The organism is Agromyces italicus DSM 16388 (assembly GCF_000421545.1).
GTDB classification, from domain to species: Bacteria; Actinomycetota; Actinomycetes; order Actinomycetales; family Microbacteriaceae; genus Agromyces; species Agromyces italicus.
Map to the genome: position 1 here is coordinate 617,311 of NZ_ATXF01000004.1, position 14,073 is coordinate 631,383.

General features: G+C 71.7%; 15 protein-coding genes. 11 read left to right on the forward strand and 4 right to left on the reverse strand.

The features are described from left to right. Nucleotides 1–43: 43 nt before the first annotated feature. Entirely contained in the window at nucleotides 44–697 is a 654-nt protein-coding gene (locus H516_RS0103230; protein ID WP_022888286.1) for a Maf family protein, read from the reverse strand. Nucleotides 698–743: 46 nt separating this feature from the next. On the opposite strand from H516_RS0103230, the gene H516_RS0103235 reads away from it, so the two are divergent. Genes H516_RS0103235 through H516_RS22630 form a run of 5 tightly spaced genes read left to right on the forward strand, consistent with a single transcriptional unit; the run spans nucleotide 744 to nucleotide 5,171 of the window. After that, the gene (locus H516_RS0103235) at nucleotides 744–2,105 is read left to right on the forward strand and encodes a class I SAM-dependent RNA methyltransferase (RefSeq protein ID WP_157432123.1); all 1,362 of its coding nucleotides are present in this window, start codon (nucleotides 744–746) and stop codon (nucleotides 2,103–2,105) included. A 20-nt stretch (nucleotides 2,106–2,125) separates the two neighbouring features. Beyond that, a complete protein-coding gene (locus H516_RS0103240) occupies nucleotides 2,126–2,815 on the forward strand; it encodes a response regulator transcription factor (protein WP_022888288.1) in 690 nt (229 codons plus the stop codon). A 7-nt stretch (nucleotides 2,816–2,822) separates the two neighbouring features. After that, complete coding sequence (locus H516_RS18005) at nucleotides 2,823–4,088, forward strand: sensor histidine kinase (RefSeq protein WP_157432125.1); 1,266 nt, start codon at nucleotides 2,823–2,825, stop codon at nucleotides 4,086–4,088. Further along, entirely contained in the window at nucleotides 4,085–5,017 is a 933-nt protein-coding gene (locus H516_RS20860; protein ID WP_245561696.1) for a hypothetical protein, read from the forward strand. Before H516_RS18005 ends, H516_RS20860 begins: the two co-directional genes overlap by 4 nt. Continuing rightward, entirely contained in the window at nucleotides 4,995–5,171 is a 177-nt protein-coding gene (locus H516_RS22630) for a hypothetical protein (protein WP_245561697.1), read from the forward strand. Before H516_RS20860 ends, H516_RS22630 begins: the two co-directional genes overlap by 23 nt. A 289-nt stretch (nucleotides 5,172–5,460) precedes the next feature. On the opposite strand, the gene H516_RS18015 is transcribed toward H516_RS22630, so the two are convergent. Next, entirely contained in the window at nucleotides 5,461–5,727 is a 267-nt protein-coding gene (locus tag H516_RS18015; protein WP_022888290.1) for an acyl-CoA carboxylase epsilon subunit, read from the reverse strand. Nucleotides 5,728–5,737: 10 nt separating this feature from the next. Next, nucleotides 5,738–7,360, reverse strand: coding sequence for an acyl-CoA carboxylase subunit beta (locus H516_RS0103260; RefSeq protein WP_051138664.1), 1,623 nt, complete (start codon nucleotides 7,358–7,360; stop codon nucleotides 5,738–5,740). Nucleotides 7,361–7,447: 87 nt separating this feature from the next. On the opposite strand from H516_RS0103260, the gene H516_RS0103265 reads away from it, so the two are divergent. From H516_RS0103265 to H516_RS0103275, 3 genes are all read left to right on the forward strand, one after another. Then, nucleotides 7,448–8,323, forward strand: a complete 876-nt coding sequence (locus H516_RS0103265) for a biotin--[acetyl-CoA-carboxylase] ligase (RefSeq protein WP_022888292.1) — start codon at nucleotides 7,448–7,450, stop codon at nucleotides 8,321–8,323. A 7-nt stretch (nucleotides 8,324–8,330) separates the two neighbouring features. Beyond that, nucleotides 8,331–8,888, forward strand: coding sequence for a PH domain-containing protein (locus tag H516_RS18020; RefSeq protein WP_022888293.1), 558 nt, complete (start codon nucleotides 8,331–8,333; stop codon nucleotides 8,886–8,888). A gap of 111 nt (nucleotides 8,889–8,999) precedes the next feature. Beyond that, nucleotides 9,000–9,863 carry a DarT ssDNA thymidine ADP-ribosyltransferase family protein gene (locus H516_RS0103275; protein ID WP_022888294.1) on the forward strand — a complete coding sequence of 288 codons (864 nt, stop codon included), beginning with the start codon at nucleotides 9,000–9,002 and terminating at the stop codon, nucleotides 9,861–9,863. 189 nt (nucleotides 9,864–10,052) lie between these two features. On the opposite strand, the gene H516_RS0103280 is transcribed toward H516_RS0103275, so the two are convergent. Continuing rightward, the gene (locus H516_RS0103280) at nucleotides 10,053–10,703 is read right to left on the reverse strand and encodes a GtrA family protein (RefSeq protein ID WP_245561698.1); all 651 of its coding nucleotides are present in this window, start codon (nucleotides 10,701–10,703) and stop codon (nucleotides 10,053–10,055) included. A gap of 52 nt (nucleotides 10,704–10,755) precedes the next feature. On the opposite strand from H516_RS0103280, the gene H516_RS0103285 reads away from it, so the two are divergent. The 3 genes from H516_RS0103285 (at nucleotide 10,756) to H516_RS0103295 (ending at nucleotide 13,999) form a co-directional block, all read left to right on the forward strand. Continuing rightward, nucleotides 10,756–11,913, forward strand: coding sequence for a 5-(carboxyamino)imidazole ribonucleotide synthase (locus H516_RS0103285; protein ID WP_022888296.1), 1,158 nt, complete (start codon nucleotides 10,756–10,758; stop codon nucleotides 11,911–11,913). Between the two features lie 248 nt (nucleotides 11,914–12,161). Continuing rightward, nucleotides 12,162–12,629 carry a 5-(carboxyamino)imidazole ribonucleotide mutase gene (gene purE / locus H516_RS0103290; RefSeq protein WP_051138694.1) on the forward strand — a complete coding sequence of 156 codons (468 nt, stop codon included), beginning with the start codon at nucleotides 12,162–12,164 and terminating at the stop codon, nucleotides 12,627–12,629. Further along, nucleotides 12,626–13,999, forward strand: a complete 1,374-nt coding sequence (locus H516_RS0103295; protein ID WP_026378363.1) for an LCP family protein — start codon at nucleotides 12,626–12,628, stop codon at nucleotides 13,997–13,999. Before purE ends, H516_RS0103295 begins: the two co-directional genes overlap by 4 nt. Nucleotides 14,000–14,073: the final 74 nt, after the last annotated feature.

Here is a 14,073-nt window from a genome sequence, read left to right on the forward strand (position 1 = left end):
CAAAATGAATGGATGTCTCTTGCGGCAGGCGACAATCGCGGCGTCAGCCCCCGGCGGCGCCGCCCCGGTTCCACAGCGAGGTCCACTCGACGCCGAGCTCGCGCACGAGGTCGCGCAGGGTGGAGAGCGAGAGCCCGACGACCGTCGAGGGGTCGCCTTCGACGCGGCGGATGAACGGGCCGCCCAGACTGTCGACCGTGAACGCGCCCGCGACGAGCAGCGGTTCGCCGGTGGCGATGTACGCGTCGATCTCGGCCTCGTCGAGGGCGGCGAACCGCACCGTCGCCATGTCGGCGCGGCCGACGGCACCACGGACCTCGCCGCCGCGGTGATCGATCAGCCAGTGCCCCGACCAGAGGTCGCCGTGGCCGCCGTTCTGCGCGAGCCAACGCGTCTTCGCCACGTCGGGCGTGTGCGGCTTGCCGTGGATCGCGCCGCCCGTGAGGAACGCCGAGTCGCCGCCGAGGATGAGGCCGTCGATCTCGTCGCCGCCCGGCCTGGCGCCGATGAGCGCCTCGGCCTTGGCCCGGGCGAGCAGCTGCACCATCTCGCGGGCCTCGAGCGGGCCCGACTCCGCTTCTCGTGCGGCCACGGCCGCCGGCTCGTCGACGCCGGGCGGGACGGCGATCGGTTCGATGCCCGCGGCGCGAAGGGTCTGGAGCCGTGCCGGCGAAGTCGAAGCGAGGTAGAGGCGCATCACCCCATCCTGCCTGCACTCAGGGCGGCTGTGGAATGCTCGGAGCATGGTGAATCCCGATCGTCGACGTCGCAGCAGCGCCCGTCGTCCCGCGCGCGCGCAGGGCGCCGCATCCCGCCCGCCCCGCCCGGCTCCCGCCGAACCGCGGCTCGACGGCCCCGTGCTCGAACTCGACGTCGAGCGGATCGCCCACGGCGGCGTCGCCGTCGCCCACCACGAGGGCCGGGTCGTCTTCGTCGCCGATGCCATTCCGGGCGAGCGCGTGCGCGCCCGCGTCACCGACACCGGCAAAGCGAGGTTCTGGCGCGCCGAGACACTCGAGGTGCTCGACGCCTCGCCCGACCGCCGCGAGCACCCCTGGGCCGAGGCCGGGGTCGACCGGGCGCCCGAACACCGCGCCGGCGGCGCCGAGTTCGGTCACATCGCGATGGCCCGCCAACGCGCGCTGAAGGCCGAGGTGCTCGTCGACGCACTCGCGCGCTTCGGCGGCGTTCCGCGCCGCGTCGAGGTCGAGGCGGTCGATCCGGGGCTCGCGCCCGGCGCCGACCCCGAGCTCGGCACCGGGTGGCGTACCCGGCTCCGCCTCCAGGTCGACGCCGACGGCCGCGTCGGTCCGTACGCGGCACGAAGCCACCGGGTCGTCCCCGTGGCATCCGTGCCGCTCGCCGTGCCAGAGCTCGCCCCGCTCGCGCCGCTCGACGAGCGCTTCGCCGGTGCGCTGTCGGTCGACCTCGTCGCCCCGTCGCTCGGCAACCCCTGGGTCGTCGTCGACACCGGCGAGGCGACGCGGGGCGGCCGTACCCAGCGCATCGAGGAGCAGGTCGGCGACCGGGTCTTCAGGCTCGACCGAGGCGGCTTCTGGCAGGTGCACCGGGGCGCGGCCGCGACGCTGAGCGTCGCAGTGCAGGACCTCGTGGACGATGAGCTCTTCGATCCGCGCGCCGCGAACCACGACCTCTACGGCGGGGTGGGCCTCCTCGCCGCGGCGATCGGCGATCGCTTCGGCGACGCGGTGCGCATCACCTCCGTCGAGTCGGATGCTCGTGCCACCGAGCACGCGGGCGCGAACCTCGCCGACTGGGTGGGCGCACGCGTCGTCACCGGCCGGGTCGATCGCTACCTGGATGAACTCGCCGCGGCCGCGAGCCCGTCCGAGCGCGAGCGGATGCGCGCCGCGACCATCGTGCTCGATCCGCCGCGCTCCGGCGCCGGGCGCCAGGTCGTCGAACGGCTCGCCTCCCTCGCGCCGCGGCAGCTCGTCTACGTCGCGTGCGACCCGGTCGCGCTCGCCCGCGACGTCGGGATCTTCGCCGAGCACGGGTACCGGCTCGACGCGATCCGCGCCTTCGATCTCTTCCCGAACACCCATCACGTCGAGGCGGTCGCGCGTCTGACCGCTATCGTGTGACTCGACGGGAAGGGGGGCCGGTGGCCGAGGAAGCGCAGACGACGAAGCCCGCGGCGACGGTGGCGATCGTCGACGATCACGAGGCGGTGCGCATCGGTCTGCGCGCGGCATGCGAGGCCGCAGGCTACGACGTCATGGCCGACACGGCCGACGTCGCCGAACTGCTGCCCGTGATCGAAGCGCGGCGGTGCGACGTCGTGGTGCTCGACCTCTCGCTCGGCGACGGCACCTCCGTGACCGAGAACGTTCGGGGGGTGCTCGCGACCGGCAGCGCCGTGCTCGTGCACAGCATCGCCGACCGTGTCGCCGCCGTGCGCGAGTCGCTCGCCGCGGGCGCCGCGGGCGTCATCCCGAAGGCATCGCCGATGTCGGCGGTGATCGGCGCGATCGCGACCGTCGCCGGCGGCGGGGTGCTCACGAACGTCGAGTGGGCGAGTGCGATCGAAGCCGACCGCGAGTTCGCGAAGGCGCAACTCGGGCGGCGCGAGCGCGACGTCCTCCACCTCTACGCCTCGGGCCTGCCGTTGAAGGCCGTCGCGATGCAACTGGGCATCGCCCATTCCACGGCGCGCGAGTATCTCGACCGGATCCGGGCGAAGTACGTCGAGATCGGCCGCCCGGCGCCGACCAAGGTCGACCTGCTGCGCCGCGCCGTCGAAGACGGGATCCTCCCGGGCCTCGATGCCGAGAGCGGTGATGGGCGCGGCTGAATGGCGGGTGCCCCGTCCCCCGCAGCGCAGACCCGCGGTCACTCGCGCGCAGGTCGAGACGATCATCGCCCGCGCAGTCGGCGCGGTCGGGCTCGTCTTCGGGGCGCAGTCGCTGCCGCTCGCGCTCGAGCAGGCCGACGTGCTCGGCATCGGTGCGGGCGCGGCGCTCATGGCTGGGCTGTTCGGCGGGATCGCCGCGCTCGCGGTTGCGACGGTCGCGAAGGTGGCGGTGCGCACCGCCTGCCTCGTCTTCGCCGGATTCTACGTCGCCGCGCTCGTCGCCTGGCCGCTGATCGTCAGTGACGCCGATGCGCTCGACGGTGCCGCGCCCTGGCTGTACTACCTGTGCACGGTGGCCACGGCCTGCGCCGCCGTGGCGTTGCCTCCCCTCTGGGCGGCTGCCTACACCTTCATCGTGCCGGCGATCTACGGCGTCATCCGCTTCTCCCCGTCGGGCGGGCAGGCGCCTCCGCTGCTCGCGGTGCTCGACGCGCTCTACGCGGTGGTGCTCGGAGTCGTCGTGCTCGCGATCATCACGATGCTGCGCGAGGCCGCCTCGGCCGTCGACACGGCGCAGGAGGCGGCGCTCGAACGGTACGATCTCGTCGCGCGACAGCATGCGACCGAGACCGAACGTGTGAAGGTCGACGCGCTCGTGCACGACAGCGTGCTGACGACCCTGCTCTCGGCGGCGTCGGCGAGCAGCGAGGGCGAGCAGCAGCTGGCCGCCAGGATGGCGAGGGACGCGCTGAACCGACTCGATGAGGCCGGGGCGAGCGGCCCGCGCGCGTTCGGGCGGGTGGGGCTCCCGGTGCTCGTGCGACGGCTCCGCGCGGCACTGACGACGTTCAACACGAACTTCGCGGTCCGCGTCGTGAACGCCGGCGGTGTCGAGCTGCCGGTCGAGGTCATCGACGCGCTCTACACGGCGTCGGTCCAGGCGATGGTCAACAGCGTGCAGCACGCCGACGAGCCGGGGCGACGCGCGCGGCGCGAGATCCGCGTCAGGGGTGTGCGCGCGGGCGGCTGCGTCATCGAGGTCGCCGACAACGGGGTCGGATTCGAGCCGGACGGGGTGCCGGGCGAGCGGCTGGGACTCCGGGTGTCGATCGAGGAGCGGATCGCGAACGTGGGCGGCAGCTCGGAGATCGCGTCGCGACCCGGCCACGGCACGACCGTGACGCTCGCGTGGCCGGCTGGTGCACTCGGCGGTGACCTCGGTGCGCCCGGAAGCGGCAACGGTGCAGTACCCGCGGCGGGTGGCGTCGCATGATCACGATTCCGCGCTGGTTGCTGCTCGTGCTCGGCGCCCTCTTCTCCGCCTACCACGTCGTCCTCGGCATCTATTCGCTGGGGGCCCCTGACTCGCCGTGGCCGACGGTCGTCGCACTCGTGCTCTACTCGGCGGCGACGGTCGCGAGTCTGTGGCCGACCCGCCGGGTGCGGATGCCCGACTGGCTCGCCGCCTTCGACCTCGCCGTGAGCATCGTGCTGCCCCTCCTCGTGACGAGCCAGCTCGATCCCGACGCCGACAACGGCTACGCGACCTGGTACGTCGCGGCGGTCGGAACGCTGATGACGATCGCCGCCGCCCGTCGCCGGCTCATCGCGGCCTGGGCCGGCGTGATCGCGCTCGCTCTCCAGACGGTGCTCTGGGCGGGACCGCTCGCGCTCGGCTCGCTCGGGGTCATCGGCAGCCTCGTCTGGGTCGCGATCGCCCACATGCTCACGAGCGCGCTGACGAATGCCGGCCGCGAGACGCGCCGCTACGCCCAGGCCGAGCGCGAGGCCGCCGCATGGCAGGCCGCGCAGGACGCCCACCTCTTCGAAGGGCGGATGCGGCTCGCGCAGACGGACCGCGTCGCCGCGCCGATGCTTCGCCGCATCGCCGACCGCGACGGCCGGCTGAACGAGGCGCAGCGTGCAGAATGCCGGCTGCTCGAGGCGACGGTCCGCGACGAGATCCGGGGGGAGGATGCTGCTCACCGACGTCGTGCGCACGGAGGTGCACCGAGCCCGCCAGCGAGGAGTGATCGTCACACTGCTCGACGAGGGCGGGATCGACGACCTCGACGAGGCCGTCCGGGATCGCGTGCTCTCCAGGCTCGCAGAGGCCATCGCGACCTCGACCGCAGACCGGCTGATCGCTCGCACGGCGGCCGAGGGATCGGCGACGGCGGTGACCGTCGTCGGGCTCGTTGACGCCGTGGGCGACGACGAGGGCGCGGCGTCCGACGACACCGAAGATCTCGAGGTCGAGCTGTGGCTCGAGATCCCACGCGACTTCGGGACGAGCGACTTCGGGACGAGCGACCTCGGGACGCGCGACCTCGGGACGCGCGACCTCGGGACATGAGGAAGGGGGACCGATCCCCGACCGGTCCCCCTTCAAGCCCGAGCCACGGCGACAACCCGAATATCGCCCTGGCTCGCCCCCAACAGTCACCGGTTACCCGACCGATGACAGTGGCGACTCCTGTGGAGCCTGCACGATCAATACTGCTCGTCCGAACGGGGTTCGCATAGTCAGCATTTCGGGGGACAACCGAGTCCCCCTGGTCGTCGACCGCGCCGTCGAGGGGCGTGAACGTGCGTACCGTGCATGTTCGTTCTCAGCGAAACGGGGGACAACGGCGCAGCGCGCCTCAGCGGAGCGAGCGCACCCAGCTGCCGGGACCGACCTCGACGGGGCGGCGGATCGCGCCGCCGCTCCGCACCCACGCGTTGCGGCCCGGAGCGACCTCGTCGGTCTCGGGCGCCTCGGCATCGGCGGCGGCGAGGAGCACGGCGGTCACCGCCGCGGTCTCTTCGTCGCTCACCGATCGGGAGAGGATGCGCAGATCTGCCGCGCGGGGGTCTCCGGCAGCGGCCTCGGCGGTCGCGGGGGCGGCGGATTCGTCGTGTGCAGCCATCGTCGCCGCCCTACAGCGGGATGTTCCCGTGCTTCTTGGCGGGCAGGCTCGCCCGCTTGGTGCGGAGCGCACGCAGAGCCTTGACGACGGCGACGCGGGTCGCGGCCGGCTCGATGACGCCGTCGAGCTCGCCTCGCTCGGCCGCGAGGAACGGCGACGCGACGTTGTAGGTGTACTCGTTCGCGAGCTTCGTGCGCACCGCCGCGACATCCTCACCGGCGAGCTCGGCGGCCTTGATCTCGGCGCGGTAGAGGATGTTCACCGCGCCCTGCCCGCCCATGACGGCGATCTCAGCAGTCGGCCAGGCGAGGTTGATGTCGGCGCCGAGCTGCTTCGAGCCCATGACGATGTATGCACCGCCGTACGCCTTGCGCGTGATGATCGTGACGAGCGGCACGGTGGCCTCGGCGTAGGCGTAGAGCAGCTTCGCGCCGCGGCGGATGACGCCGGTCCACTCCTGCTCGGTGCCCGGCAGATAGCCGGGCACATCGACGAGCGTGATGATCGGGATGGAGAACGCGTCGCAGAAGCGCACGAAGCGCGACGCCTTCTCGCCGGCGGCGATGTTCAGCGTGCCGGCCATCTGCGAGGGCTGGTTCGCGATGATGCCGACGGTGCGGCCTTCGACGCGGGCGAAGCCGACGACGATGTTCGGGGCGTAGAGCGGCTGCACCTCGAGGAAGTCGCCGTGGTCGACGATGCCCTCGATGACGGTGTGCATGTCGTACGGCTGGTTCGGCGAGTCGGGGATGACCGTGTTCAGGCGCTGGTCGTCGTCGGTGATCTCGAGCTCGGCTTCGGCGTCGTACACCGGGGCATCCGTCATGTTGTTGTCGGGGAGGAAGGAGACCAGGGTGCGCGCGTAGTCGAGTGCATCGGCTTCGTCGCTCGCGAGATAGTGCGCCACGCCCGAGACGGCGTTGTGGGTGAGCGCGCCGCCGAGCTCCTCCATGCCGACGTCTTCGCCCGTGACCGTCTTGATGACGTCGGGGCCGGTCACGAACATCTGGCTCGTCTTGTCGACCATGATCACGAAGTCGGTGAGCGCGGGGGAGTAGACCGCGCCGCCCGCGGCCGGGCCGCAGATGATCGAGATCTGCGGGATGACGCCGGAGGCCTGCGTGTTGCGGCGGAAGATCTCGCCGTACTTGCCGAGCGCGACGACCCCCTCTTGAATGCGGGCGCCGCCCGAGTCGAGGATGCCGATGATGGGCACGCCCGTCTTCAGCGCGAGCTCCATCACCTTGATGATCTTCTCGCCCGCGACCTCGCCGAGCGAACCCCCGAAGATCGTGAAGTCCTGCGAGTACACGGCGACCTGACGGCCGTGGATCGTGCCGGTGCCCGTGACGACGGCGTCGCCGTAGGGGCGCTTCGCGTCCATGCCGAAGGCGTGGGTGCGGTGGCGCACGAACTCGTCGAGCTCGACGAAGGAGCCCGGGTCGAGGAGCTCGGCGATGCGCTCGCGCGCGGTCATCTTGCCCTTGGCGTGCTGCTTCTCGATCGCCGCCTCGCCAGACGCGGTCACCGCTTCGTGGTAGCGCAGCTTGAGGTCGGCCAGCTTGCCGGCGGTGGTGGAGAGGTCGGGGCCGTCAGTCGCTTCGGTCACGTCGTTCACTCTACCGGCGAGCATCCGGCCGACTTCGTTGACGGTATCCTACAAATCCTTCCGCGAGTTGCCGGACTTCGTACAAAGCCGTCCGTGGCTAGGGTGATCAGCATGGAATGGGAGCGAACGCGCGCGGCGGTGCCGCGTTTCGAGTTCCTCGCCGAGGCGGGGTCGACGAACGACGGGCTGCGCGAGGCGGCGACCGGCGCGGATGCCGCGGACTGGCCTCACGGCGCGGTGATCGTGACCGACAACCAGACGAAGGGCCGAGGCCGGCTCGGCCGCGCCTGGCTCGCCCCCACGGGCAAGACCCTGGCGATCTCCGTGCTGCTCCGGCCCGAGCTGCCCGGCGGCCTCGCGTTCCCCGCCTCGGGCTACGGATGGATCCCGCTCATCGCGGGCGCCGCGATGACCGAGGCCGTTCGAGGGGCGGTCGACGAGGCCGCCGTGGTCCGCGCGGCAGCCGACCCCGAGCACGACGACGACGATCGCAGCGGCGTCGTCGACGTCGAGTTGAAGTGGCCGAACGACGTGCTCGTCTCGGGCTACAAGATCTGCGGCATCCTCTCGGAGTTGCTGCAGGCACAGGGCGACGATCGCCCGGGCGCGGTCGTCGTGGGCGCCGGCCTCAACCTCACCCTCGACGAGCACGACCTGCCGACCCTCACCTCGACCTCGCTGCTGCTCGCCACGGGAGTGCGCCCCGACGGCGACCGGGTGCTCGCCGACTACCTCGCCCGCTTCCTCGCGATGTTCGACGAGTTCTGCGCCGCCGGCGCCGACCCCGTGGCATCCGGGGTCGCCCGCCGGGTCGCCGCGCTCTGCGGCACCCTCGGCAGCGAGGTGCGCGTCGAGCTGCCCGGCGACCGCGAACTCCTCGGGCGCGCCGAACGGCTCGACGCCGACGGCCGGCTCGTGGTCATCGACCGGGAGAACGGCGAACCCTGGTCTGTCGCCGCGGGCGACGTGACCCACCTGCGGTATTAATGGGCGTATGACGAGAGCCGACGCGTCTGCCGCCGCGCCGACCGCCCCGCCGGCCGAGCGCGTGGTCGCGCGCCTGCGACGCCACGCGCGGGTGCTCATCCTGCCCGTGATCGTGCTCGTCGCGGTCGCCGCGGGCGCCGGGTACGCGGTGGGCTTCGTCGGTGAACTCTGGCAGCTGCTCGCCCTGCTCGGGGTCGCACTCCTCATCGTCGTCGTCGGGTGCCTGCTGCCGTACCTGGCGTGGCTCACGGGCCGCACGACGATCACGACGAGGCGCATCATCATGCGCAGTGGGGTCTTCGTCCGGGTGCGCAACGAGGTCGCGCACGCCCGGATCCGCGAGGTGAGCGTCCGCAAGACGCCGGGGCAGAGCATGTTCGGATCGGGGGACGTGCGCATCGACGTCGGACAGGAGCGCCCCGTCGTGCTCCGCGACCTGCCGAAGCCGCAACTCGTGCAGGGCGCCCTGCACGAACTCATGGAGTCGGTGCAGGGGGCTGCGATGCGCGGGCCCGTCGCCGCGACCATGCTCGACGGCGACACGGTCGCGTGGGGCGGGCGCTGACCGAACCGGCGCCGAACCCGATCCGGCACCGGCAGACCGCAGGAGCGCGTAAAGTTGTCCGTCGGTTCTCGTACGCCCCCGAGTGCGAGCCGCGCGACGAGAGGTTCCCCTTTGGGCGACGAATGCATCCACGGTTTCGATGACGGCTTCTGCGCCACGTGCTTCCCCCAGAAGGAGCCCGAGCAGAAGCCGACGGCGACGGCACCGGTTCGCGGTTCGACCCGCGGCAGCGCGCGCACCGCGACCGCCTCGGCCCGCACGGCCTCGTCGGGTGCGGGCCGCGCCGCACCCGCGCTCACCGGACGGCCGCTCACGGCGCCCCCCATCGAAGTCGGCGCCCTCCGCATCTATCACGTCACGCACCTCGACAACCTCGGGCGGATCCTCGGCGCCGGGGCGATCATCTCCGACGCGGGCGGCGCGAACCCCGTCGTCGACGTCGCGGCGCCCGCCGTCCGCGCCTTCCGCAGGCAGCAGGCCGTCCCCGGCGTCGATGCGACCCTCGCCGACTACGTGCCCTTCCTCCTCACGCCAGACGCGCTCGTGTGGGACGCCGTGCGCACCGCCAGCCCCGACCCGCGCCTCCGCGACGACGCCGTGCTCCGGCCTGCCGCCGACCACGTCATCCTCGTCGGATCGGTCGCCGCCGCCCGCGGGGCGCTCACCGACCCCGGCGCCGTCATCGTCAGCGACACCGACGCGGCGCTCCCCGGCGCCGAGCTCGCGATCGAATGGGCCGACGTCGAGCGGCTGCTGCGCCGCCTGGTGCACGTCGACGAGACCGCGCGCCTGCGTACGGCCGAATTCCTCGCCCGCGGCGAGGTGCCGCTCGAGCGCATCGCGCTCATCGCCGTCGGCAACGACAAGGTGCGCGACCGGGTGCGGGCCGCGCTCGGCGCGGTCGGAGTCCGTGCGAAGGTCGCGGTCTATCCGCCGTGGTTCCAGCCGGCAGAGCTCGAGCTCGACGCGGTCTGACCGCTGCCGGCGGGCCGTGGTTCCAGTCTGCGTGGTGCGAGCTCGAGCTCGACGCGGTCTGACCGCTACCGGCGGGCCGTGGTTCCAGTCTGCGTGGTGCGAGCTCGAGCTCGACGCGGTCTGACCGCTACCGGCGGGCCGTGGTTCCAGTCTGCGTGGTGCGAGCTCGAGCTCGACGCGGTCTGACCGCTACCGGCGGCCCGGCTTCGTCGACTGGGCGGGTTCGGGCGAGCGCGTGACCGCATCGGGCGGCGAAGCGGATGTCTCGGGGCCGATGCCGACGGCACCGACCGGCGCCGGGGCATCCGGCTCCTCGAAGAGCGTGCGCTGGGCCTCTTCGACGCGCGCGAGCGTCGAGAGGCCGTCGGAGCGGTGATGCCCGAACACCCAGTACCGGTACAGCAGGAAGCGGAACGCCGTGCCGAGCGCCAGCCCGACGACGTTCGTCGCGATGTTGTCGGCGAGCAGGCTCGTGTACCCGAGCAGGTGATGGCTGACCCACAAACAGAAGAGCGAGATCGCCATGCCGCCGAGCGAGACGATCACGTACTCGGCGAATTCGCGCAGGTAGTTCCGGCGCCGGTGCTTCCGGAAGGTCCAGTACCGGTTGCCGAGCCAGTTGAACACGATCGCGACGCTCGTCGAGATCGTCTTCGCGCCGATCGCCGACTGGGCCCACGTGTCGTCGCCCGCGAGTCCGAGCCGGAGGGCGTTGAAGAGCGCCACGTCGATGACGAGGCCGATGAGGCCGACGACGCCGAACTTCACCGCATACGCGAGGAGCCCGTGCCACAGGCGGGCGGCGAGCTCGGTGAGGCGAACGGGTGCATCGGTGGACACCGACACATCCTATTGCGCGCCGCCTAGACTGGACTGGGCGTCGCTCAGGCGCATGACGACGGCGAATGGAGTGCACGGGGTGCGGGTCGGAGTGATCGGCGGCGGACAGCTGGCCCGGATGATGGTGCCCGCGGCGATCGAACTCGGGGTCGACCTCCGGGTGCTCGCCGAGCAGAGCGGAATGGCGGCCGAGATCGCCGCGGAGCGTGTCGGCGACTACACCGACACGGAGACCGTGCTCGCGTTCGCGAAGACGGTCGACGTCGTCACCTTCGACCACGAGCACGTCCCGCAAGACGTGTTGCGCGCGATGGTCGACGCCGGGATCGCGGTGCATCCCGGCCCCGACGCGCTCGCCGTCGCGCAGGACAAGCTCGTCATGCGGGAGCGACTCTCGGAGCTCGGGCTTCCCGTGCCCGACTGGGCTCGCGTCGAGACGCCGGCAGAGCTCGACGAGTTCATCGCCGAGCACGGCGGCGCGGCCGTCGTGAAGACGCCGCGCGGCGGGTACGACGGCAAGGGCGTCCGAGTCGTGCACGCCGCCGCCGAGGTCGCCGAGTGGTTCGCGACGATCGTCGAGGACGGTCGTCGGGGCGCGCTGCTCGTCGAAGAGCTCGTCGACTTCCGCCGTGAGCTGGCGCAGCTCGTCGCCCGCCGACCGAGCGGCGAGATCGCGGCCTGGCCGGTCGTCGAGACCCTGCAGGTCGGCGGGGTCTGCAGCGAGGTCATCGCGCCGGCGCCCCGCTCGGCCGGGCGCCTCTCCGACGTCGCCGCCGAGGTGGCCATCACGATCGCCGAGGGGCTCGGCGTCACCGGCGTGCTCGCGGTCGAGCTCTTCGAGACGACCGACGACCGCATCCTCGTGAACGAGCTCGCCATGCGCCCGCACAACAGCGGCCACTGGTCGATGGACGGATCGACGACGGGGCAGTTCGAGCAGCACCTGCGCGCCGTCCTCGACCTGCCGCTCGGCGCCACCGGCAGCCGCGGCGACTGGTCGGTCATGGTCAACGTGCTCGGCGGCCCGGCCGAGGGCGCGCTGACCGACCGCTACGCGGAGGCGCTCGCCGGTCACCCCACGGTCAAGGTGCACAACTACGGCAAGGCGCCCCGACCGGGGCGCAAGATCGGTCACGTGACGGCGACGGGCGATGATCTCGACTCGGTCGTGTACGAGGCTCGCGCGGCGGCGGCGTTCTTCCAGGACTGACTCCGAGAGCGGGGTGAGGAGCCGCGTCAGCCCCGTCTCGAAACCTGGGCGATCGTCGTGCTGGTTTCGAGACGGTCGCTCCGCTCCCTCCTCAACCCGCGGGTTTCGAGACGGTCGCTCCTCAACCCGCGGGTTTCGAGACGGTCGCTCCTCAACCCGCTGGGGGGCGTTGCGGGCATCTCCCAGCGCCCGCCCCTACACTCGATCAAGTGACTGAGACGAACACCAGCCCCCTCGTCGGCGTCGTGATGGGTTCCGATTCCGACTGGAACGTCATGCGCGAGGCCTCCGCAGTGCTCGACGAGTTCGGCATCGCCCACGAGGTCGAGGTCGTCTCGGCGCACCGCACGCCCGAGAAGATGATCGCCTACGGCAAGGAGGCGGCCGGCCGCGGCCTGAAGGTCATCATCGCCGGCGCCGGCGGCGCCGCACACCTGCCCGGCATGCTCGCCTCGGTCACGACCCTGCCCGTCATCGGCGTGCCCGTGCCGCTCGCGAAGCTCGACGGTCTCGACTCGCTGCTCTCGATCGTGCAGATGCCCGGCGGCATCCCCGTCGCGACCATGGCGATCGGCGGCGCGAAGAACGCCGGACTCTACGCCGCACGAGTGCTCGGGGCATCCGACCCCGCGATCGCCGAGGCCCTCGAGCGCTACGCGCGTGACCTCGCCGCCCTCGTCGAGGAGAAGAACGAACGGTTGAAGCAGTCGCGATGAGTCTCGCAGCAAGTCCCATCCGATACCCGGATGTCGCCTCGCGCAGCCTGATGACCCGTCGCGGCTGGTGGCTCGTCGTGCTCAACTTCCTCGTCCCGGGTGCGCCGCAGGTGCTCGCGGGCAATCGGAGGCTGGGGCGCTTCGGGCTCGGCGCGACGCTCGTGCTCTGGGTGCTCGCCCTGCTCGCGTTGTTGTCGTGGCTGTTCTGGCGCACCGCCCTGTTCACGATCGCCTCGACGCCATGGACCCTTTGGCTCGTCGCGCTGGTGCTCGCGTTCTACGCGGTGCTGTGGGTGGTACTCACACTCGACACCCTGCGGCTCGTGCGGATCGTGAAGACCGCACCATCGGCGCGCGGCTGGATCGCCGGCCTCACGACGGTCGTCATGGTGCTGGTCTCCGGCACCGCCGCCTACGGCGCCTACCTCGCCACGACCACAGGCGGGGTGATCTCATCGATGTTCGTCGCCGGCCCGAGCCTGCCGCCCGACGAGAACGGGCGCTACAACATCCTGCTGCTGGGTGGCGACTCCGGCCCCGACCGCGAGGGCATGCGGCCCGACAGCATGTCGGTCGTCTCGATCGATGCCGACACCGGTGCGGCCGTGACGATCGGCCTGCCGCGCGACCTCGAGTACTTCCCGTTCTCGGAGGGGTCGCCCCTCGCCGAGGTCTACCCCGAGGGCTACGGGGCGATCGACGGCTGCGAGGTCGATGTCTGCCAGCTGAACTCGGTGTACACCGAGGTCGAGCTGAAGAGCCCCGAGATGTACCCGAACGCGGTCGCACAAGGTTCCGAGCCCGGCATCGAGGGCATGCGCGACGCCGCCGAGGGCATCACCGGCCTCGACATCCAGTACTACGCGCTCATCGACATGCAGGGCTTCGAGGCACTCGTCGACGCGCTCGGCGGGGTCGACATCAACGTCGAGACCCGCATCCCGATCGGCGGCGACGAGGACAACAACGGTGTCGACGGCTGGATCGAGCCCGGCCAGCAGCACCTCGACGGCTACCACGCGCTCTGGTACGGCCGTGCGCGCTACGGCGTCGCCGACGGCGACTACGCGCGGATGGCGAGGCAGCGCGTGCTGCAGGAGGCGATCCTGCGCCAGTTCAACCCCGCCAACGTGCTGGCGAAGTTCCAAGAGGTCGCCACGGCGGGCGCCGACACCGTGAAGACCGACGTGCCGCAGTCGAGCCTCGGCTACTTCGTCAACCTGGGGATGAAGACGAAGGAACTGCCGATGGGTCACGTCGAGCTCACACCGGAGAACGGCATCGACCCGACCGACCCCGACTACGAGTACATCCGCCAGCTCGTCGCCGAGGCGATCGCACCGCCGGCGACGGAGGCACCGGCCGAGTAGGGCTCGATTCGCGCGGGTCCGTCGTCGGTGCGGCGATCGGATAGGATCGCTGCGTTCCATTCAGGAAGACGCCG